Source organism: Streptomyces sp. NBC_01320 (assembly GCF_035974375.1).
Lineage (GTDB): Bacteria > Actinomycetota > Actinomycetes > Streptomycetales > Streptomycetaceae > Streptomyces > Streptomyces yanii.
Genome location: NZ_CP108390.1, coordinates 7,695,072 through 7,716,279, shown reverse-complemented (window position 1 = coordinate 7,716,279; position 21,208 = coordinate 7,695,072). Strand labels below are relative to the sequence as shown.

Here is a 21,208-nt window from a genome sequence, read left to right as displayed (position 1 = left end):
GAACAAAAACGAGGGCCGCACCCTGGCGGGGGTGCGGCCCTCGGTCACGTACGAGTCATACGGGCGATCAGACGACCGACAACTCGACCTTGATGTTGCCGCGCGTGGCGTTCGAGTACGGGCACACCTGGTGGGCCTTGTCGATGAGCGACTGCGCGGTGGCGGTGTCGACGTTCGGGATGGTCGCGGAGATCGCGACCTCCAGGCCGAAGCCGCCCTCGGCGGTCTTGCCGATGGAGACGGCGGCGGTCACGGTGGAGCCGGAGATGTCGGCCTTCTCCTGGCGGGCCACAACACCGAGAGCGCCCTGGAAGCAGGCGCTGTAGCCGGCCGCGAAGAGCTGCTCCGGATTGGTGCCCGCACCGCTGCCACCCAGCGCCTTCGGCGGGTTGACGACGACGTCGAGCCGGCCGTCGTCGGAGGAGACGCGGCCGTCACGGCCGTTCTCCGCGGTGGCGACAGCGGTGTACGCGACGGTTATGTCCTGAATGGTCATGCTGAGGGTTCCTCTGCTGTAGCGCCGCGACTCGCGCCCACGATCGCGACGGCCTGCGATGAGACTAACGGGTGCCCGGGAGTGGCTTTCAGGCGAGGGAGACGATCATCTTTCCGGTGTTCTCGCCGCGCATCAGACCGAGGAACGCGTCGAAGCCGTTCTCGATGCCCTCGACGAAGGTCTCGCTGTACTTCAGCTCGCCCGAGGCCAGCCAGCCGGCGACCTCCTGGACGAACTGCGGCTGGAGCGCGGTGTGATCGCCGACGAGCACGCCCTGCAGGCGCAACCGCTTGCCGATGACCAGGGCGAGGTTGCGCGGGCCCGGGACCGGCTCGGTGTCGTTGTACTGGGCGATCATTCCGCACATGGTGGCGCGGCCGTGCACGTTGAGCGAGGAGAGCGCCGCTTCGAGGTGCTCTCCTCCGACGTTGTCGAAGTAGACGTCGATGCCGTCGGGGGCGGCCTCGCGCAACTGCTCGGCGACCGGGCCGTTCTTGTAGTTGAACGCCGCGTCGAAGCCGTACTCCTCGACGAGGAGCTTGACCTTCTCGTCGGATCCGGCCGAGCCGATGACCCGCGAGGCACCCTTGAGCTTGGCCATCTGGCCGACCTGGCTGCCGACCGCACCGGCGGCGCCGGAAACGAAGACGGCGTCGCCCTCCTTGAAGGACGCGACCTCGAAGAGGCCGGCGTAGGCGGTGAGCCCGGTCATGCCGAGCACGCCGAGGTAGGCGGAGAGCGGGGCCAGGTCCGGGTCGACCTTCACGGCGTGCTCGGCGGGGACGTCGGCGTACTCGCGCCAGCCCAGACCATGCAGGACGTGGTCGCCGACCGCGATCCCCTCGGCGTTGGAGGCGATGACCTCGCCGACCGCGCCACCCTCCATGGGATGGTCCAGCTTGAAGGGCGGGACGTACGACTTCACGTCGTTCATCCGGCCCCGCATGTACGGGTCGACGGAGAAGTGCAGGTTGCGGACGAGGATGTGACCCTCGCCGGGAGCGGTGACCGGGGCCTCACGCAGCGCGAAATCCTCGGCCTTCGGCCAGCCGTGGGGGCGGGCGACGAGGTGCCATTCACGGCTGGACGTGGGAAGTGCTGCAGACATGGGCTCGGGGTCTCCTCAATGTCTTAACGGGTGGGGGAAGCGTTCCCGCGGCGGAGAAAAGCTTCATGACGTGAAACAACCATGCTCCTGAATATTTCATGTTGTCAAGTAACCGGGTATCCTGAGTGTCATGGCCACCACGCGAACAGACCCACTGACCCTCGAAGTCGTCGAGCTCATCGGCACTGTCGTGGCGCGCTACTACGAGGAGTACGACCAGGCCGCGGCCGCGCACTCACTGACCGGCGCGCAGGCCAGAGTCCTGGGACTGCTCTCCCTGGAGCCGATGCCGATGCGCAGGATCGCCCAGAAGCTGAAGTGCGAGCCGTCGAACGTGACGGGGATCATCGACCGGCTGGAGACTCGCGGCCTGGTCGAGCGCCGGCCCGACCCGGCCGACCGGCGGGTGAAACTGGCCGCCCCGACGGAGAAGGGCATCGACACCGCGCGGCAGCTGCGCGAGTCGCTCAGTTTCGCCCGGGAGCCCCTGGCGAAACTGTCGGACACGGACCGCGCGGTGCTGCGGGATCTGCTGCGGCGGATGCTGGGCGTGGACGCGGAGTCCTAGGAGGCCCCGGCCCCGGGCCGCGGACGCCCTTCTAGTGCCGCGACCGGCTTGGCCGACGCGGAAGGGGGTCCCCCTGGCCCTTACGGCCTTGGGGGAGGGCGTGCCGGGCGGTGCGACGGGGCAAAGCCCGCCGGGAGGGGCACTAGGAGCAGAAGAACAGGAACCAGCACGTCTCCGTCCTGGTCGGGCTGGGCGTGGGTGTGGGTGTGGGTGGCGCCGGATTCCGGGGCGGCGACGCGGTGCCGGTGGGCTGCCCCGACTCCGCCGGGTCGCGAGGCGTCCCCGAAGGACTCGGTCCGGACGGCGGCTCCATGGCGGAGCCGGCGTCGTCGGAGGGCGTGGTGGTGGCCTCGGGCGGGGCGGAGCCCTCGCCTCCTGGCGCCCCGGTGCCGGTCGAGGCGGCCGGACGGCCGGTGCCGGAGGTGTGCGCATCGGTGGCCGGGACCACGGAGGGACCGTCCACCGGTCCGGGACCGTCGATGTCGTGGCTCGACGAGGGGTCCGGTGCCGGTTCGGTCGTGACGTCGGTGGCCTCGCGTACGTAGTCGGAGGCGTGGTCGTCGCCATTCGGCTCGATGGCCAGCCGGGCGAAGCTCAGGACACCGGCGGCGAGCACGACTCCGAGGACGGCGAGCAGAGCCGTACGGCCGCGGCGGCGACGCGAACGACGGCCACGGCCCTCCTTGACGCCTCGCCCTTCCCGGCCGCGTCGATTGCCCCGGCCACCCCGCTGGTCCCGGCCGCCCGGTCCGTCGCCGCCGCCACTCTCCGCCCGGCCACCGCTGCGCGAGCCGCCCGGAGCGCGCGCGCCCCGGGATCCGCGCGCATGCCCGCCGCGCGCAGGTTCGGCGGCGCCGCGGGACCGGCGGCGGCGTCCGGCCGGCAGGGGCGGTGCGGTCTTCTCGCGCTCCGCGTCCGGTTCGTGGCCGGAGAGGACGGGCGTGACGTAGTGGCTCAGCGCCTCGACAGGGGTTCCGCACCCGGCACAGGCGAGGGCTCCGTTGAGATGCCGCTGACACGGGTGACAGTAATCCATGGCGCCCGCAGATTATGCGCCGATAGGACAACAGAGAAAGCCGCTCAGGTGAGGATCCTGTGTGGAAGCGTTGATTCCATGACCACTGCTCCCTTCGGTCCGCTCGAATTCCAGCTCGTCCTGCTGCGCCGTATGGCCGACCACCAACCGGGCCTCGTCGAGGATGCCCGGCACGAACTGAGCGCCTCGCTCTCCGAGATGCGGGAGGCGAACCGCCGCTGGCAGGCGATGGTGCGCGCGCCCCGCGGCCGCGGTTCGCTGCGCCGCTACCGCTCGGTGCTGGGCGAACCCGAGTCCTCCGTACCCCGCCGGATCGGCGACCTGGAGTGCGATGCCCTGCTCTGGCCGGTGCCGCTCTGGCCGGATCTGCGGTTCGAGGTGATGGTCGCGCCCGGCGCGGCCGTATGGAACGAATGGCTGGTCAGAGCCCCGGGGGCGGCCGGCCCTGAGCTGCGCACCGTCGAGGATCTGCGCCCCTGGTCGTGCACCGTCGAGGAGGTGGCGCGTGCCTTCGCGCCGGCCCGCCCGATGGAGGGCAGCGCACCGACCCGCTGGGCGCTGGCGATCACCGACCCCGTGACGGGTGCGCCGTACGTTGCCGAATTCACCTGGGGGCTGTTCCAGCGACTGCTGCCCGGCTGACTCCGGCGCGCCGCCCACATCTGTCGACCCGTCAGCTCCATACTCCCTCCGGCTCATCCCAACGCGCGCGATTCGTCCGGACGGCGCACGATGCAGAGAGGGCCGGCTGCCGCCGGCATCCCCATCAGCGCTCTCGGGAGAACCTGCCGTGACCGTCAGTCTTGAGCAGTTGCGCCGTTGCCATGTCGCCGTCGACCTCGGGGCCGCCCGTACCCGCGTGTACGTCAAGGGGCTCGGGCTCGTCGTCGACGAGCCGAGCGCCGCCGCAGTGAACACCCGTACCGGCTCGCTCATCGCCGTCGGTGAGCTCGCCGAGCAGATGACGGGCCGCACTCCCGACTACATCCGGGTGGCACGCCCGGTCTCCGGCGGAACCGTCATCGACATCGAGATGGCCCAGCGCATGCTCCGCCATCTGCTCGGCGAGAAGCTCCGCCGCCAGCTGCGCCGCAAGCCGCGGCTGCGGGCGGCCGCCTGCACCCCGCACGACAGCGATCCCCTCGCCCAGCGGGCCGCCGTCGAGACCCTGGTCGGGCTCGGCGCCCGGCGGGTCGAGCTGGTCGACACACTGATCGCGGCGGCCGTCGGCTGCGGGCTCCCGGTCGAGCAGCCGGTCGGGAGCATGATCATGGTGTGCGGGGCGGCGACCACGCAGATCGCGGTGCTCTCGCTCGGCTCGATCGTCACGGCCGCGCGGATCCCGATCGGCGGCGACGCCATCGACCACGCGGTGATCCAGCATCTGCGCCAGCACCACGAGTTGATGCTGCCGAGTCAGTCGGTACGTCCATTGCAGCTGGCGCTCAGCGGCAACGGTCTGACCCCGTACGGCCCCGCGACGACCGAGATCCACGGCCGTGACGTGGTGACAGGTCTGGCCCGCTCGGTGCACGTCGACACCGCCGCCGTGCGGCAGGCCATCCAGACCCCGCTGACCGCGGTCCACGACGGCCTCGGCAAGGTGCTGCGCGACTGCCCGCCCGACCTGGTGGCCGATCTCGCGGACCGCGGAATCATCATGGTCGGCGGCAGCGCGCTGCTGCCGGGACTCGACCAGATGCTGCGTGATGCGACGGGCATGCCGGTGCAGATCGCCGAGCGCCCCGACGTCTGCTCCGTCCTGGGGCTCGGCGCCATGCTGGACGGCAAGATCGAGCCGTTGGTCCTCAACCCGCTGGCCGCCTGACGACCACGGGGCGGCGTATGACGCACGAGGACCGGGGCGCTGCGGACGGGCCGGCGGCGGACCGCTCCGACGGCAGACCTCCCGGGCTGCCGATGCTGCTGGACGCGGTGCTCAGCCTCGGCACCGATCTCGAACTGCGGGCCACGCTGCGGCAGATCGTGGACACCGCCACCACACTCACCGGGGCGCGGTACGGAGCACTCGGCGTCCTCGATCCCGAGGCCGGCGCCATCACCGAGCTGTTCACCTCCGGTCTGACCGACGCCGAACGGGAGCGTATCGGCAGCTTCCCGGACGGGCACTCGGGGCTGCTCGGCGTGCTCATCGACGATCCGCAGCCATTGCGCTCCGACGACCTGCCCGCCGATGCGCGCTCCTGCGGTGTGCCGCCCGGCCATCCGCCGATGCGTTCCTTCCTCGGGGCCCCGATCCGGGTGCACAACGAGGTGTTCGGCAATCTCTATCTCACGGAGAAGATCACCGGGCATTTCACCGATGCGGACGTGGCGCTGCTCCAGATCCTCGCCTCGCAGGCCGGGATCGCGATCGCCAACGCCCGGCTGTACGAGGCGGCCCGGCAGCGGGAGCGCTGGATCGAGGGCGCGGCAGCCGTCACCACGGCCCTGTTGAGCGGCACGAACGCGGACGACGCGTTGATGACCGTCGCCGAGCGGGCCAGGATCCTCGCCGACGCCTCGGCCGGGGTGATCCTCCATCCGACCGCGGACGGCGGCATGGAGATCGTCACCGCGTCCACGCTCGACGACCCGGCCGGCATCGTCGGCACCACCATCGAGCCCGGCTCCCCCGTACTGGTGCAGCTGCTGGGCGGTGAGCCGGTCTTCATCGACGACTCGGCGACCGATCCGCGGATGACGACGCATGTACGGTCCCGGTTCGGTCCCAGCATGATGCTGCCGTTGCAGAGCGGCGGGCGGCTCATCGGCACGCTCGCTCTGCCCCGACGGCGCGGTGGCGCGCCGTACACGGCGGTGGACCGGCTGCTGGCCTCCCAGTTCGCCTCGCAGGCGGCGCTCGCCCTGGTGCTGGCGGACGCCCAGCACAACAGGGAACAGCTCGCGGTGTACGAGGACCGTGACCGGATCGCCCGCGATCTGCACGATCTCGTCGTCCAGCGGCTCTTCGCGACGGAAATGATGCTCGAATCGACCCGCCGCCGGGCCGCCGCACCGGAGACGGACGAGCTGCTCAGCCGGGCCGTCGACGAGCTGGACTCCACCATTCAGGAAGTACGGACCGCGATCTTCGCCCTCCAGCAGCCGCCCACCGAGGCACCCTCCACGTTCCGCGGCCGGGTGCTGCGGGAGACCCGGGGCGCGGCCGCCGTGCTCGGATTCCAGCCGTCGGTGCAGTTCTCCGGGGCGGTGGACGCCCTGGTGCGGCAACCGGTGGACCAGCAGCTCCTCGCGGCGCTGCGGGGCGCCCTGGCGGCGGCGCACCGGCGGGCCGGGGTGTCGGCCATAGAGGTGGAGGTGGATGCGACGGCGCGGCTTCCGGACGGACGGTCCGCGGTCCAGCTGGTGGTTGCCGACAACGGGCGCGCCGAGGACGGCTCGCGCTCGACGACCGTCACCTGGCAGGCGCCGCTCTGAGCGCGACCCGGGTGCTGGAGTGAGCGACACCCGCCTCACGCTTGAGCCTGCGCAGCAGTCCGTCCAAGGCGGCGGTGTCGGCGACGGTGGCGCGTACGAGATAGTCGTGGCCGCCCGTCACATGCACCACTTCGGTGATGCCGGGCAGCGCGAGCACCGCGCGTTCGAACACCTCGTTGGTCGTGTCGATACGCAGTGTCACGTCGATGAAGACGACCAGGCCCGTCCGGGTGTCGGCGGCCGGGTCGATGATCACGGTGAAGCCGCGGATGACGCCGTCGCGGCGCAGCCGGCGCACCCGGTCGGCCGCGGCGTTGGCGCTGAGGCCGACCCGTACCCCCAGATCGCGATACGAGATCCGCGCGTCCTCCTGGAGGACGCTGAGGATTTCCCTGTCCAGACGGTCCATACCGCGATTGTCGCAGCTTGTGCGAGATTTCGACTGCGGAGACCCGGGGTCGGGTGCCCGTGCCCCCACATGGAGTACGTCGGCAGGCCCACCACTGCTGGTACGGCCTTGACTGACAGGGTGGAAACAGCCGTGAAGCAGTCCCCCGCTCCGGCCGCCAAGCAGTCCGCCGCGGCCTACCGCAATCTCGCGATGGCCACGATCGGCTTCGGGCTCACCTTCTGGGCCTGGAACCTGATCTCGCCGTTGTCAGGGGCCTTCAAGGAACGGCTCGGGCTGAACTCGTTCGAGCAGTCGGTGCTGGTCGCCGTGCCGGTTCTGGTCGGTTCGCTGGGACGGATCCCGGCAGGGGCGCTCACCGACAAATACGGCGCCCGGCTGATGTTTCCGCTGGTCTCGGCGCTGACCATCATCCCCGTACTGCTGCTGATCCCGGCGAAGGACTCGTACGGCGCGATGCTCGCCGTGGGCTTTCTGCTGGGGCTGGGCGGCACGACGTTCGCAATCGGCATCCCGCTGGTCAACTCGTGGTTCCCGCCGGCACAGCGCGGGGCCGCGCTCGGTGTGTTCGGCATGGGCATGGGCGGAGTGGCCCTGTCCGGGTACTTCACCCCGCGGATCGCCGAGCACGGCGACAACCTCCCGTTCCTCGTGGTCGCCGTGGCGCTGGTGGCGTACGCGGCCCTGGCCGCGGTGCTGGTCAGCGACCACCCGGACCGAAAGGTACCGACCGACTCGCTCGCCCACCGGCTGGGCGAGGCCGGGCGGCTGCGGGTCACCTGGGAACTCTCCGTGCTGTACGCGATCGGCTTCGGCGGCATCGTGGCGTTCGGCGTCTATCTGCCCACGTATCTGAAGACCTGGTACGACCTCTCGCCGACCGACGCCGGCACAAAGGCCGCCGGGTTCGCGCTGGTCACCGTCATCTTCCGGCCGATCGGCGGCTGGCTGTCGGACCGCGTCCACCCGGCGCTGGTCACCTCGGCGGCGCTGGGGCTGGCCGCGCTGATGGCGATCGTCCAGGCCTTCGACCCGAAGCTGGCACCCGGCGGCACGATCGCGCTGCTCTGCATGGCGGCCGGTCTCGGCACGTCGAGCGGCAGCATCTTCGCCCTCGTCTCGCAGGTGACACCGCAGCCGAAGGTGGGCAGTGTCACCGGGATCGTCGGCGCGATGGGCGGACTCGGCGGCTTCGTCCCTCCGCTGGTGATGGGCGCGATCTACAGCGCGAAGGGCTCGTACTCGATCGGCTTCATGCTGCTGTCCGACCTGGCACTGGCCGGGTGTGTGTACGCATACGGGCGCATGCGGAACATCAAGCGGGACGAGCGGCCGTCCGGCGGATCAGGGCCGGGACGGAGCGGGACCGGCTGAGAGCCTGTCGGGTGACCCTGGCCGCCCGATCAGAGGTCACCCGACACGCTCTGAGGACTGCCCGCCATCCGCGCACCCCCAGGGAGGAGGGGACAGCTCTTACGGCCGCCCCCGCGGGAGGTCGTTAGGGTCGGGAGGGTGACTCCTCTTCTGCCTGCGCTGCAGGACGGTTCCGGCCCTGCAGCTGCCCGGGAAGCCGTCCGGTTCGGCGAGCGCACCCTGACGTACGCACAGTTGGCCGCCGCCTCGGACGCCCTCGCCGCGCGGCTCGCGGGCACCGGCCGGGTGGCCGTCTGGGCCACACCGACCCCGGAGACCGTGGTCGCGGTGGTGGCGGCGCTGCGGGCCGGGGTGCCCGCCGTGCCCCTCAACCCGAGGACGGGCGAGCGGGAACTGGCCCATATCGTCGCCGACAGCGCCGCGTCGGCGGTGCTGGCCGGAGCGGGCGATGTGCTCCCGCCCGCGCTGGACGCGCTGGACCGTACGGATGTCGACACGTCGGCGTCGGCAACGGCGGTGAACGGCGGTGGCTTCCTCGAGCCCTCCCCCGAGTCCCCCGCGCTGATCGTCTACACCTCCGGCACCACGGGCCCCCCAAAAGGCGCGATCCTGCCCCGCCGGGCGATCGCCGCCTCCCTGGACGCGCTTGAGGACGCCTGGCAGTGGACCGGGGACGACGTCCTCGTCCATGCCCTGCCGCTGTTCCATGTGCACGGTCTGATCCTCGGCGTCCTGGGTCCGCTGCGCCGGGGCGGTTCGGTGCGTCATCTGGGGCGGTTCTCCGCCGAGGGTGTGGCCCGGGAGCTGAGGGCCGGCGGCACGATGCTGTTCGGCGTACCGACGATGTACCACCGGCTGGCCGAGACCCTCGGCGACGGTTCGGCGCCGGACGCCGCCGGGCTGGCGAAGGCGCTCGCAGGGGCGCGGCTGCTGGTCTCGGGGTCGGCTGCGCTGCCCGTCCATGACCACGAGCGGATCGCGGCGGCGACCGGACGCGGCGTCGTCGAGCGGTACGGCATGACGGAGACCCTGATGAACACCGGTGTCCGCGCGGACGGCGAACCGCGACCCGGGACGGTCGGCGCACCCCTGCCCGGCGTCGAACTCCGGCTGGTCGAGGAGGACGGCGCCCCGCTCGCCGACCCGACGGCAGAGGGCGCGGTGGGCGAGATCCAGGTGCGCGGCCCGAACGTCTTCACCGGCTATCTGAACCGCCCCGACGCGACGGCGGCCGCGTTCACCGAGGACGGCTGGTTCCGCACGGGCGACATGGCGACCCTCGACACGGACGGCTGTGTACGGATCGTCGGCCGCAAGGCGACCGACCTGATCAAGAGCGGGGGCTACAAGATCGGCGCGGGCGAGATCGAGAACGCGCTCCTGGACCACCCGGCCGTGCGCGAGGCCGCCGTCACCGGGGAGCCGGACCCGGATCTGGGCGAGCGGATCGTCGCCTGGGTGGTCCCGTCCGATCCGGGCGCGCCGCCCACGGAGACCGAGCTGGCGGACCACGTGGCGGCTCAGCTCGCCCCGCACAAGCGGCCTCGCACGGTCCGTTATCTGGAGGCGCTGCCCCGCAACGACATGGGCAAGATCATGAAGCGGTCCCTCGGTGCGTAGGCGGCTGACGGCGCGGCAGGCGATCGCGGCGGTCGGCGAGGACTTCGTCGAGGCCGTCGCCCCGCCCGGCGCGGAGATACCGGCAGACGGTCCGCTCTCCTGGTCCGGTTACGCGGACTCCCGGGCTCGTGCGACGGACCGCACCGGTGAGGAGGAGTCCGTCGTCCACGGTCTCGCCACCGTCGGCGGCCACCCGTGCGTCCTGATCTCGTTCGAGTTCGGCTTCCTCGGCGGCTCGCTGGGTCAGCGCACCGGGGACCGGCTGGAAGCCGCGTACGAGACCGCCCGCAGCCGTCGGCTGCCGCTCGTCTCGCTGATCGCGACGGGCGGCAGCCGGATGCAGGAGGGCATGGTGGCACTCACCCAGCTCCAACGGGTGGCGCACGCCTCGTCCCGGCTGCGGGCGGCCGGTCTGCCCCATCTCGCGGTCCTGCGCGACCCGACGACGGGCGGCGGCTGGGCCACGCTGGGGGCCGGTGCCGATGTGATCCTGGCGCTGCCGGGGGCGCAGATCGGGTTCGCCGGATCGCGCGTGCGGCCGGCGGACGCGGACCCGTCGGCCTACACGGCGGAGAGCCAGCTGGTCACGGGCCACGTCGATGCGATCGTCGGCGCGGCCGAACTTCCGGGGACGCTGGGGCGGTGGCTGGGCGCGCTGCGAGCGGCAGGCGGCGGCGCGCCCCTCCTGCCCGCACCGGTCCCGGACGCCCTCTCGGACGCCGGGTTGCCCGCGACCGGCTGGGACGCCGTGCGGCAGGCCCGTTCCTCGGCCCGGCCGCGTGCCGAGGCGTATCTCGACGCGTACTTCGACCACCTGCTGCCGCTCAGCGGTGACCGCTGCGGCGGTACGGATCCGGGGCTGCTCTGCGGGTTCGGGCTGCGCGGCGACCGACCGATCGCGTATGTCGCCCAGTGCGGCACCGCGACCCGCCCGGCGGGCTATCGCACCGCGGCCCGGGTGGTCCGGCTGGCGGACCGGCTCGGCGTACCCGTCCTGACCCTGGTCGACACCCCGGGCGCGGCGAACGACGCCGAGGCGGAACGGGCGGGCGCGGGAGCCGCCATCGCCGACGCGTTCGCGGCGATCGCCGAGGCCCGGGTCCCCGTGACGACCCTGGTGATCGGCGAGGGCGGCTCGGGCGGCGCACTGGCCCTGGCGGCGCCGGACAACACGTACGTCACCCGGGACAGCTACTTTTCCGTCATCGCCCCGGAGCTCGCGGCGGCCATCCTGAAGCGCTCCCCCGACGCCGTACGCGCCACGGCCGACCAGCTACGCCTTCGACCCCAGGACCTGGTGGAGCTGGGCATCGCCCGCGGGATCGCGGCCCCTGACGCACCGCCCCTCTGACGGCGAGTCCACCGCGCGGGGCGACGGATGGCTGGTTAGCGTGAAAAACCGGACCAACCATCGAGTCAGGAGCGCAGAGTGATGGCCGCAGAACCGGAGGGCACGCCGTGCTGGGCGGACGCCATGTTCACCGATCTCGAGGGGGCGAAGAGCTTCTACGGTGACGTACTGGGCTGGACCTTCAGCGAGGCGTCGTCGGAGTTCGGCAACTACACGCAGGCGTACGCGGAGGGCAAGGCGGTGGCCGCCGTCGTACCGCCCATGCCCGGTCAGGAGGGCCAGTCGGCGTGGTGTCTGTACCTCGCTTCGCCCGACGCCGCCGCCACCGCCACGAAGATCCGTGACAACGGCGGCGAGGTGCTGATGGACCCGATGCAGGTCGGCGACTTCGGCTCGATGCTGCTGGCCCGCGATCCGGCCGGGGTGACGTTCGGCGTGTGGCAGGCGGGGCAGCACGAGGGATTCGAGGCCAAGGGCACGCCCGGTGCCTACTGCTGGTCGGAGGTGTTCACCCGGGAGCCCGCGAAGGCGGACACCTTCTTCCCCGCCGTCTTCCCGTACCACGTGAAGCGGATGAAGGACGACGCGATCGACTTCTCCCTCTACGACCTGGGCGCCGACCCGGTCATGGGGCGGATGAAGATGACGGACGACTTCCCGCCCGAGGTCCCGCCGTACATCAACGTGTACTTCACCGTCGAGGACTGCGACGCGGCGGTGGCGAAGGCGACGGAGCGCGGGGCGATCCTCCGGTTCGGGCCGATGACCAGCCCCTTCGGCCGGTTCGCCGCGCTGAGCGACCCGCAGGGGGCGGCGTTCTCGGTGATCGATGTCAAGACGACCGGGGGCGACATGCCGGAGTTCTCCGACGCGACCACCTGAGAGTGCCCGGCAGTAGGCACAACGGTGAAGGAGCGGGGCTGGGGTGCGTGCATCGCAAGGCGGAGGATCGAGCCGACGCGAAGGGGGTCCCCCATGCCCCTTCAGGGCTACGGGGGAGTTGGTGATCGACGACAACGCCGCGAGGTGCGTGCCCCGGCCCCGCGACGCCGCGAAGCCTACTGCCGGGCACTCTGAACGGCGGCACAGTCCGGCCGTCCGGCTCGCGGGCAGCCGGTCGCCGCCCGTCGGCGTCCGGCTGCTGTCTCCTCGGTGAACGGCGGCTGCGCACCCGGCACGGGCGGTGGCCGGCAGCCGTGCAGACCGCTGCCGAACACCGACGAGCCCTGCCCCGGCCCTTACGGCCTGGTGCACGACAGCGAGCGGTCACGGCTGCGGATCGCGCGCGTCGTACCGGGTGAACCCGCGCCACCTCAGCGCGAGCAGTGACACCGCGACCACGCATGCGATCCCGCCCCCGGTGACCGCCACCGCCGGGGACGTCAGGTCGGCGACCGAGCCCGCCAGGAAGTCGCCGAGCCGCGGCCCACCGGCCACCACCACGATGAACACGCCCTGCAGCCGCCCCCGCATCTCGTCCGGCACCGCCGCCTGGAGCATGGTGTTGCGGAAGACCATCGAGATGGTGTCCGAGCACCCGGCGAGTGCCAGCAGGATCAGTCCGAGCCAGAGCTGACGAGTCAGCCCGAAAACGGCGATGGCGCTTCCCCAGCACGTCACGGCGACGATCACCGCGAGCCCGTGCCGCCTGATCCGGCCCAACCAGCCGGAGAACACCCCGCCCAGCAACGCCCCCAGTGCCGGAGCCGCGACCAGCAGCCCGGTGGTCTTCGCGTCACCGCCGTACCAGACCACGGCGACGACCGGGAAGAGGGCCCGCGGGTGGGCCAGGACCATGGCGCACAGGTCGCTGAAGAAGGTCATCCGCAGATTGGGCCGCGCTCCCAGGAAGCGCAGCCCGTCGGCGACCGACGCCCGCTTCTCCCCGCCCTCCTTCCCCGCACCGTCCCCCCGTTCGGGGAGCATCGGGGGAAGCCGCCACATCGCGTACAGCGAGGCAGTGAAGGTGACGGCGTCGACGGTGTACGCGGCCCGGTACCCCCACCAGCCGACGATGAGCCCGCCGAGCATCGGCCCGACCAGCGCGCCGGTGGTGCTGGTCATGGAGTTGAGCGCGTTGGCGGCGGGCAACTGCTCGGCCGGCAGCAACCGGGCGATCATCGAGCTGCGGGCCGGTGAGTTGAGCGCGAAACAGACCGCCTGAAGGGCGACGACGGCGTACAGCAGCCCCACCTGCTCCACCCCCGCGACGGTGGCGGCGACCAGGGCGACGGAGAGCACGAACGAACCGGACGAGCTGGCCAGCCCCAGCTTGCGACGGTCGACGATGTCCGCGACGGCACCGCCGTACAGACCGAAGACGACCAGCGGCAGGAATGAACAGATTCCGATCAGCCCGACCGAGAAGGCGGATCCGGTGATGTCGTACACCTGGAGGGACACGGCGAGCGCCGTCATCCCCTGCCCGATCCAGGAGACCGTGTTCCCGAACCAGAGCCTGCGGTAGTCGAGCGAGGTCCGAAGCGGGGTCAGGTCGGCGAGTATGCGGAGGCGCTGGGCGTGTTCTTCGGTCGTTTCGGTCACAGCGGATGGTAACGACCGGTCGGCGCCCGCCCGCGCCCGGAGACGCCCTTGCCGCGGAAGCCAGGGCCTGCCGTCCGGCGGGGACCGGCCCGCCGGGGCTCACTCGCTCATTGCCAGGGAACTTCCGACGGTTCGGCAGGAGGGCGGGCGACGCCGTTCCGCGCCGGGGGATGGGCGGAGAACAGGGTGGCGTACAGACCGCTCCGATCGAGGAGTTGCGCATGCGTACCCGACTCCACCAGCCGGCCCTCGTCCAGCACCAGAATGCGGTCGGCGTCCGCGGCCAGGGCCAGGTCGTGCGTGATCACGATGGTGGTCCGTCCTTCGGCGAGGCGCCGCAGCGGTCCGAGGATGCGCTGAGCGGCCACGGTGTCGAGCCCCGTGGTGGGCTCGTCGAGAAGCAGAACGGGCGCGTCACGCAGCATGGCGCGGGCAATGGCGACGCGCTGCAACTGGCCTCCCGAGAGGCGGGCGGTTCCGGGGGAAATGACGGTGCTGTAGCCGTCCGGAAGGGCCCGGATGAACTCGTCGGCGTCGGCTGCCCGTGCGGCATCCACGACGTCACGGTGGGTTGTGTCGTCACGTCCGCAGCCGATGTTCTCCTCGATGGTGTCGTGCAGGACGAGCGTGTCCTGGGGCAGGAGCGTGATGTTCCGGCGGAGGTGGGTGAGCGGCAGCCGGTCCACGGACACGCCGTCCAGTCGGATGCTGCCGGAGTCGGGGTCGTAGAACCTCAACAGCAGGGACGCGAGGGTCGACTTGCCCGCGCCGCTGGGGCCGGTGATGACCAGCAGTTCCCCGGGGCTCGCGGTGAAGGAGAGGTCACGGAGAACCGGCTCGCTGTTGCCGGGGTAGCGGAAGGAGACCTGGCGTGCTTCCACCTTGCCGAATGCGCGGCTGCGGACGGGCACGGGCACCGAATCGGCCGGGTCGGTGACGGCGGGCCGGGCGTCGAGGATCTCCAGCAGCCGCTCGGCAGCGGCGGTCGCAGCGGTGGCCGTCAGGCCGATCTGGCCCAACGAGCGCACCGGCGGATAGAGGTAGCCGATGAAGGCGGCGAAGGCCAGGAGCTGTCCGAGCGTCATCCTTCCCGCGGCGATCTCCCACGTGCCCAGACCGATGATCGTCAGGATGCAGAGCGTTTCGAGGACCTCCACGACCTGGGCGTAGAGCGCGGTGAGGCGGACGCCGGACACCGCCGCCTTCAGCCGCTTTCGCGCCTTGTCCTGGAGCCGTTCCTCCTCGTCCCGCTGCCTGTTGTACGCCTGGGTCAGAACTACGTTGACCAGCGTCTCCTCGACCACTGCCGTGATGGCACCGTCCGCTGCGCGTCCTCGACGGGACACCTCACGCAGACGCCCCGTGAACATGCGGGTCATGACGAAGAAGAGCGGGACCAGGACAAAGGTGGCGAGGGCCAGATCCCAGCGCAGCCACAGGGCGGCGGCGGAGAAGAAGATCGTGCTGAAGAGGGCCGAGGCCACCCCGACGATGCCGGAGACCACGAGCTGCTCGATGGCTTCCACGTCGCCGGTCAGTCGTTCCACCAGGTCACCGCGGCGGTTGCGCTGGAAGAAGTGCGGCGGCAACGTCTGGAGACGCGAGAAGACCCGCGCCCGTAGCCGCAGTACAAAGCGTTCGGCGGTCCAGGCCGCGAGCGAACTGCCCAGATACCCCACCACCGCACCGAGGGCGGCGACGGCGAACCATTGACCGGCAGGCTTCCAGAAGGCGCTGACGGAGCCTGTCTGCAGGGCCTTGTCGGTGAGTTGGGCAAAGAGCAGGATCGTCACGGTCTCGGCGATCGCGGCCATGACGGCGAACAGACAGATCAGGACGATCCAGCGCCGGTCGCCTCGCGTCAGTGGCCAGAAGCGCCGGAACGAGACGGCGATACTGATGGGCTCGGTGCGGATCGGCACATCAGTCGCCGAGTACTGAGTCGGCTCGTCAGGGCGGGCTGCATGCCGGGGTGAGCTGCGGAGGCTCATGGGCGTCACGTCACAGGGGTGCTCGGGCTATGGTCCGTCGCCATAGACGCAGGCCCCAACACTTCGAGGCGGACCCGCGCGGGAGCGCGGGCCAGCCTCGAAGCAGTTGGGCTGGGGATGTACGGTCAGTACCCGCCGCGTCCGAATCCGCCGCCGAATCCGCCGCGGCCGAAGCCGCCGCGTCCGAATCCGCCGTATCCGAATCCGCGGCCGTATCCGCCACGGCCGAAACCGCCGCGCCCGTATCCGCCACGGCCGTATCCGCCGTATCCCCAGCCACCGCATCCGCCACGGAAGATGCTACGTGCGTTCATCTTCGGCTCCTTACGAGGTTGATGTGCCGCTCCTTGTTCCTGACTGCGGCAACTACGACATTACGACGACCCCCAACTGCCAACAAGTCGGGCAAAGGATGATTCGAGCGGAACCTACGGAATGCCCAGTATCCCCAAGGGATTGCGGGGCGTGGCACTTCGGTACCCCTCCTATACGCGGCCCACCGGCGGGCCGTACAGGGCCCTCACTCAACCGCCCTGACGGCGCCTCGCCGCGGCGACCGGCACCCGACTGAGCACCTGCACACCTGACCGAAGTATGCATATGCCATTCGCATATTCATTTGGCATATTCACTGCCTCTTGGGGCACACACCGCGATCCACGCCAACCTGGCTTGCACACAGGGTTCTTGACGACCCAAAAGGCAACGGGGCTCCGACTGCATCCCCGTCGGCGCAGGTCCTGGGCTCCCGGACCGTATCGCCGTATCGGCATCACGACGCGGTTCGCGCGGGCAATGCATCACCATTCGACCGGACTTCACCGCAGCGCAGCCGGTGCGGGAGCGCATCGAGCGCCGGAAACCCGCATCGAGGAGTCGGGACGACTTCAAGGTCCCCACCACCCAGGGCGCGGCGCCGGCCGCGAACCGACCGAGCGCACGGACGGCACCGCCCCGGCGACCAGTCACCCGGCCGCCGGGGCAGTCGCTTGTTCGGGGTTACCGAGATTGAACGCGTGATGTCGCGTGCCCGGTGTCAATGGAGGCCGCGGGCAACCGGATGACGGGGCTCGTAGAGCATGAGTTCCGCTCCGCCGGGCAGCCGGATTCCGGCGAGGATCCCCCACCTCCGATCGCTTGGCGGCCGCGTGACCTCCACGCCCTTGGCAGCGAGCTCACCGAGCTGGGACTCGATGTCGTCACACATCAGATAGAGCTCGCGCTTCGGCCCTCCACCGGCCGGACGGACGGCGACCTCAGCGGGAGGCAGTTCGAAGATCAGCCAACCGCCGCCCGCGTCCACACTCGGGAAACCGAGCGTGTCACGGATGAAGGCTCGATCGGCCTCCGCGTCCCGGCTGCAGATGATGACGTGCGCACCATTGATCATGTCGCTCTCCGCGGGTCAATCGTTGCTCGCAGCATTATCGGAGCCGGCGGCTCCACCCCCTGGGGCTGACGCGCTCCATCGCATGAGCGGGGACTGGGCTCGCCCGGCAGAACCGGGCCCCGCCCGGAAGGACGAGGCCGGGACCGGGCGACCCCGGTCACGGAAAGGTCACGGATTCAAACATCCCCGGAAAGAGTTACCGTGGGCACACGAGTATGCACTCAAGGTCACCATTCAGTGTCTTGAGAGGGCAGCTGTGGCAGAGGTTTTGCTGGCCGGGATCCTGGGGGCCGTCGTCCTGGCGGCATTCCTCCTCCACAAGGCGCACCGGAGGAATCAAGAGATCGTCACCCTGCTGCGCGCAGAGGTGGCCGCGCAGAGGATTGCAGCAATCACGCTTGGCCGAACGGCCGTCCTGCCTGCCGATGACGCCGCGGAGCAGCCGGAGCCGACCCGCCGCAAGCTGCACCTTGCGCTCCGCATCGGCGGCGGCGCGCCCGCCTTTCCCGCCTCCTTCGGTGACCGGACCCGGTCTGTCTGGAGGGGACATCGCGCGGCCGCCATGACGGTGACCGCCGCCTCCGTCGCCGTCGCCGGCGCGCTCGTCCTGACGTCGGGCGGGGGCACACCCCAAACGGCCAACGCCGCACCGCCCGCCACTGCCCCCGGTCCCGTCCCGGGCGCCGGCCAGGACAAGAAGGGGGACGGTCAAGACGCGGAGCGCAGCCCCGCCGAAGAGGGGGACGGCACAGCCGTCACCCATGACGACAGTGACGCGCGCCCCTTCTCCGGCCCCCAGTCGGCGGCCTCCGGCGAGGGCCAGTCGGTGGCCTCCACCGAGGGGGAGCCCTCCCCTGGGACCAGTGGTACACCCACCTCCGGCGACGAGGACCGGGTCGAGCCCGCCGAGGGCACCCCTGTCCCGAGCAACACGGCTGCACCCGGCCCGGTCGGGACCACCGCGCCCGGCCCGAGCACGTCCCCCACCACGACGCCGCCACCTCCCACACCGAAGCCGACGATGGAGCCGACAGCGCCTCAGAAGCCGGACGAGTGTGACGGTCTCATCGACCTCCACCTCCCACTGCTTCCGGACGTGTGTCTTCTGTAGAGCAGGGGCAAAGCGCGCCGTGCGACCCGCTGTTCGAGGGAAGCCACCGGCGCGCCTCACTCACTCCGTCAACACTTCGGGCAAGCATGGGGCGAGCGAGCGATGACGAGGGACACGAAGAGGCCCCCGCTGACACGGGGGCCTATGCGTTGTTCCAGGTCAAACGTTTCCGCCAGGAACAGTGGGCGTGGGGCGGGTGGGACTCGAACCCACGGCCGACGGATTATGAGTCCGCTGCTCTAACCGGCTGAGCTACCGCCCCTTTTCGGCGTGGCGCGTACACGTGTGCGCGCCGTCTGCCGCAGCATAGCCGGTCATACGATCTCTCGCTCCGGATGGTCGGCTTCGCATGACCATGAAGCCAGAGTCGGCCGCTGCCCGGTTCCGAACAGCGGAAATCAGACGCGAAAGAGTCCGTGCCGGGCCGACGCAGGCTCCGATCCGGCACGCGAAAAAGGACCCCGAAGGGCCCTCTTCCGTTCCGCTCCCCCGACTGGACTCGAACCAGTAACCCTCCGGTTAACAGCCGAATGCTCTGCCAATTGAGCTACAGGGGATCGCGCTCCCCCGACTGGACTCGAACCAGTAACCTGCCGGTTAACAGCCGGCTGCTCTGCCAATTGAGCTACAGGGGATTGCTGCGTTGCACCGAACCTTACCTGCCTGGCTGCTGCCGGGCGGCGCGCGTTCGCTGCGACACATACATTAGCGCAAGCAGGGGGGTGCTCCGCCAATCGGTATCGCCCGGGGTGATCTCGGGTGCCGACGGGTAGGCGGGCAGCACACGTCGCACGGAGCAACCACGGAGCAGGAGAAGGGTGGCAACCATGCGGTACCGGCTCACGTTCATCGCCGGACTGGCCCTCGGTTACGTACTCGGCACACGGGCCGGACGCGAGCGCTACGAGCAGCTGAAGAAGTCCGCACGCCAGTTCGCCCAGAATCCGGCCGTGCGCAACAGTGCCGAGTCCGCGGCACAGAGCGGCCGCGAGTTCGCCGGCAAGGCGTACCACGCGGTGAGCGACAAAGTAGGGGAGAAGGTGCCCGCCTCGGTGGCCGAGCGGGTGCGGTCGCTGCGGGAGCGCGGCCAGGGGCAGGGCATCGAGGACGACTGGGGCACCAGCAACACGTGACCGGGCCGGCAGGTCCTCCTCCCGTACGGGAACGGTCCGGCGGTGCGGCAGAATCTCCCCATGGGCATAGTCGCCGGCTTGGACAGTTCCTCGACCTTTACACACATCGTCGTCTGCGACGCGGACACGGGTGCCGTACTCCGGCAGGGGTACGCCGCACATCCCGTCGAGGCGAAGGCCACCGAGGTGGACCCGCAGGCGTGGCTGCTCTCACTCGGTGAGGCGGCCACCGGCGGGCTGCTCGAAGGTGTGCAAGCCATCGGGGTCTCCGCGCAGCAGCACGGTCTGGTGCCGCTGGACCAGCAGGGCAATCTCGTCCGTCCGGCGCTGCTCGGCAATGACAAGCGGGCGCAGGTCGCCGCGGCCGATCTGGTCGACGGGCTCGGCGGGCGGCAGGCCTGGGCCGAGGCGGTCGGGGCTGTCCCGCAGGCCGCGCAGCCGGTGTCGAAGCTGCGGTGGCTGGCGCGGAGCGAGCCGGATGCGGCGCAGCGGGTCGCCGCGGTGCTTCAGCCGCATGACTGGCTGGTGTGGCAGCTGCTGGGCCGGCCGAGCCGGCGGACCACCGATCGCGGTGCCGCGTCCGGGACGGGGTACTGGTCGGCCGGGACCGGTTCGTACCGGCCCGATCTGGTGGAGCTCGCACTCGGACGGCAGGCGGCGCTGCCGGAGGTGCTCGGTCCCTCCGATACGGCCGGGACGACACCTGAGGGGCTGCTGATCTCGGCCGGGACCGGCGAGACGATGGCGGCGGCGTTCGGGCTCGGGGTGGGGGTCGGCGACGCGGTCGTGTCGCTCGGAGCCTCCGGCTCGGTGATGGCGGTGCACCACGAGGCGCTGTCCGATCCGACCGGGATCATCACGTCGTTCGCGGATGCCACCGGGATGCATCTGCCGGTCGTGCACACACTCAATGCGGTGCGTGCTCTGCGGGGCTCCGCCGAGATGCTGGGGCTGGAGAGCCTGGAGGAGCTGTCCGCGCTGGCACTGAAGTCGACGCCGGGCGCCTCCGGGCTCGTGCTCCTGCCCTACCTGGAGGGCGAGCGCACCCCGCATCTGCCGCACACGGCGGGCACGCTGAGCGGGCTGCGGCGTGAGTCGATGAAGCCGGAGCATCTGGCGCGGGCGGCGTTCGAAGGGATGCTGTGCTCGCTGGCCGACGCGCTCGATGTGCTGCGCGGCCGTGGGGTCGAGGTGCGTCGGGTGTTCCTGCTGGGTGCTGCGGCCGAACTGCCGGCCGTACAGGGCCTTGCCCCCGCGCTGTTCGGTACACAGGTCGTCGTGCCGCAGCCGGCCGAGTACGCGGCGCTGGGCGCCGCCCGGCAGGCGGCCTGGGCGCTCGGGGTCTCTCGGGGGACACTCGATCCTCGGACTCCCCCGGCCTGGCAGGGTGCGGCGGCGCAGGTGCTGGAGCCGGGCGAGGAACTGCCGGTCGGCCAGGCGGTGCGGCAGCAGTACATGGCCACGCGGGACCAGCTTCACCCCGGGGCGTTCGACTCCGCGCTCTGAGCCGGGCGCTCTCGGTCACCAGACCGGTCCGCGGTCGGAGATTCGGTCTCCGGCGAGTGGACCGGGTCTCGTTCTTGACCTGGGCTTGAGGAAAAACGTTCGCGGTCGCACCGGGCCTTGCCGGAAAATG

The 21,208-nt window shown here is 70.9% G+C and carries 19 protein-coding genes and 3 tRNA genes; 11 read left to right on the top strand and 11 right to left on the bottom strand.

All coding sequences use genetic code 11. The features are described from left to right. Positions 1-67 precede the first annotated feature (67 nt). Complete coding sequence (locus OG395_RS34990) at positions 68-496, bottom strand: organic hydroperoxide resistance protein (RefSeq protein WP_327246489.1); 429 nt, start codon at positions 494-496, stop codon at positions 68-70. A gap of 88 nt (positions 497-584) precedes the next feature. Further along, positions 585-1,604, bottom strand: coding sequence for an NADP-dependent oxidoreductase (locus OG395_RS34985; RefSeq protein WP_327246488.1), 1,020 nt, complete (start codon positions 1,602-1,604; stop codon positions 585-587). Between the two features lie 130 nt (positions 1,605-1,734). Here OG395_RS34985 and OG395_RS34980 point away from each other — a divergent pair, with 130 nt between their 5' ends. Then, positions 1,735-2,172 (top strand): MarR family winged helix-turn-helix transcriptional regulator, encoded by a 438-nt coding sequence (locus OG395_RS34980; protein WP_327246487.1) that lies wholly within the window; start codon positions 1,735-1,737, stop codon positions 2,170-2,172. 142 nt (positions 2,173-2,314) lie between these two features. Here OG395_RS34980 and OG395_RS34975 read toward each other — a convergent pair whose 3' ends face one another. Next, the gene (locus OG395_RS34975) at positions 2,315-3,208 is read right to left on the bottom strand and encodes an SCO2400 family protein (protein WP_327246486.1); all 894 of its coding nucleotides are present in this window, start codon (positions 3,206-3,208) and stop codon (positions 2,315-2,317) included. 78 nt (positions 3,209-3,286) lie between these two features. Here OG395_RS34975 and OG395_RS34970 point away from each other — a divergent pair, with 78 nt between their 5' ends. From OG395_RS34970 to OG395_RS34960, 3 genes are all read left to right on the top strand, one after another. Next, positions 3,287-3,850, top strand: coding sequence for a hypothetical protein (locus tag OG395_RS34970; protein WP_327246485.1), 564 nt, complete (start codon positions 3,287-3,289; stop codon positions 3,848-3,850). A 148-nt stretch (positions 3,851-3,998) separates the two neighbouring features. Continuing rightward, the gene (locus OG395_RS34965) at positions 3,999-5,036 is read left to right on the top strand and encodes a rod shape-determining protein (RefSeq protein WP_327246484.1); all 1,038 of its coding nucleotides are present in this window, start codon (positions 3,999-4,001) and stop codon (positions 5,034-5,036) included. Between the two features lie 17 nt (positions 5,037-5,053). Further along, positions 5,054-6,649 (top strand): GAF domain-containing protein, encoded by a 1,596-nt coding sequence (locus tag OG395_RS34960; RefSeq protein WP_327246483.1) that lies wholly within the window; start codon positions 5,054-5,056, stop codon positions 6,647-6,649. On the opposite strand, the gene OG395_RS34955 is transcribed toward OG395_RS34960, so the two are convergent. Then, positions 6,627-7,058 carry an Lrp/AsnC family transcriptional regulator gene (locus tag OG395_RS34955; RefSeq protein WP_030925866.1) on the bottom strand — a complete coding sequence of 144 codons (432 nt, stop codon included), beginning with the start codon at positions 7,056-7,058 and terminating at the stop codon, positions 6,627-6,629. The genes OG395_RS34960 and OG395_RS34955 overlap by 23 nt on opposite strands. 120 nt (positions 7,059-7,178) lie before the next feature. Here OG395_RS34955 and OG395_RS34950 point away from each other — a divergent pair, with 120 nt between their 5' ends. The 4 genes from OG395_RS34950 (at position 7,179) to OG395_RS34935 (ending at position 12,285) form a co-directional block, all read left to right on the top strand. Next, positions 7,179-8,432: a nitrate/nitrite transporter gene (locus OG395_RS34950; protein WP_327246482.1), complete on the top strand. Its 1,254-nt coding sequence runs from the start codon at positions 7,179-7,181 to the stop codon at positions 8,430-8,432. A 138-nt stretch (positions 8,433-8,570) separates the two neighbouring features. Beyond that, positions 8,571-10,052 (top strand): acyl-CoA synthetase, encoded by a 1,482-nt coding sequence (locus OG395_RS34945; protein WP_327246481.1) that lies wholly within the window; start codon positions 8,571-8,573, stop codon positions 10,050-10,052. Then, a complete protein-coding gene (locus OG395_RS34940; protein ID WP_327246480.1) occupies positions 10,045-11,403 on the top strand; it encodes a carboxyl transferase domain-containing protein in 1,359 nt (452 codons plus the stop codon). The genes OG395_RS34945 and OG395_RS34940 overlap by 8 nt, the downstream gene beginning before the upstream one ends. A gap of 81 nt (positions 11,404-11,484) precedes the next feature. After that, the gene (locus OG395_RS34935; RefSeq protein WP_327246479.1) at positions 11,485-12,285 is read left to right on the top strand and encodes a VOC family protein; all 801 of its coding nucleotides are present in this window, start codon (positions 11,485-11,487) and stop codon (positions 12,283-12,285) included. 384 nt (positions 12,286-12,669) lie between these two features. Here OG395_RS34935 and OG395_RS34930 read toward each other — a convergent pair whose 3' ends face one another. The 4 genes from OG395_RS34930 to OG395_RS34915 form a co-directional block, all read right to left on the bottom strand. Then, positions 12,670-13,947, bottom strand: a complete 1,278-nt coding sequence (locus OG395_RS34930) for an MFS transporter (protein ID WP_327246478.1) — start codon at positions 13,945-13,947, stop codon at positions 12,670-12,672. A 107-nt stretch (positions 13,948-14,054) separates the two neighbouring features. Further along, a complete protein-coding gene (locus OG395_RS34925) occupies positions 14,055-15,938 on the bottom strand; it encodes an ABC transporter ATP-binding protein (RefSeq protein ID WP_327246477.1) in 1,884 nt (627 codons plus the stop codon). Positions 15,939-16,063: 125 nt separating this feature from the next. Beyond that, complete coding sequence (locus OG395_RS34920) at positions 16,064-16,252, bottom strand: hypothetical protein (RefSeq protein WP_327246476.1); 189 nt, start codon at positions 16,250-16,252, stop codon at positions 16,064-16,066. Between the two features lie 722 nt (positions 16,253-16,974). Then, positions 16,975-17,328: a VOC family protein gene (locus tag OG395_RS34915; protein ID WP_327246475.1), complete on the bottom strand. Its 354-nt coding sequence runs from the start codon at positions 17,326-17,328 to the stop codon at positions 16,975-16,977. A 256-nt stretch (positions 17,329-17,584) separates the two neighbouring features. On the opposite strand from OG395_RS34915, the gene OG395_RS34910 reads away from it, so the two are divergent. Further along, positions 17,585-18,439: a hypothetical protein gene (locus OG395_RS34910; protein WP_327246474.1), complete on the top strand. Its 855-nt coding sequence runs from the start codon at positions 17,585-17,587 to the stop codon at positions 18,437-18,439. Between the two features lie 188 nt (positions 18,440-18,627). On the opposite strand, the gene OG395_RS34905 is transcribed toward OG395_RS34910, so the two are convergent. From OG395_RS34905 to OG395_RS34895, 3 genes are all read right to left on the bottom strand, one after another. Beyond that, positions 18,628-18,701: transfer RNA gene (locus OG395_RS34905), tRNA-Ile, on the bottom strand. Between the two features lie 222 nt (positions 18,702-18,923). Beyond that, a tRNA-Asn gene (locus tag OG395_RS34900) sits at positions 18,924-18,996 on the bottom strand. A 5-nt stretch (positions 18,997-19,001) separates the two neighbouring features. Further along, positions 19,002-19,074, bottom strand: a tRNA-Asn gene (locus OG395_RS34895). Positions 19,075-19,266: 192 nt separating this feature from the next. On the opposite strand from OG395_RS34895, the gene OG395_RS34890 reads away from it, so the two are divergent. After that, positions 19,267-19,572, top strand: a complete 306-nt coding sequence (locus OG395_RS34890; RefSeq protein WP_266990748.1) for a YtxH domain-containing protein — start codon at positions 19,267-19,269, stop codon at positions 19,570-19,572. Between the two features lie 60 nt (positions 19,573-19,632). Beyond that, positions 19,633-21,078 carry an FGGY family carbohydrate kinase gene (locus tag OG395_RS34885; protein ID WP_327246473.1) on the top strand — a complete coding sequence of 482 codons (1,446 nt, stop codon included), beginning with the start codon at positions 19,633-19,635 and terminating at the stop codon, positions 21,076-21,078. Positions 21,079-21,208 lie beyond the last annotated feature (130 nt).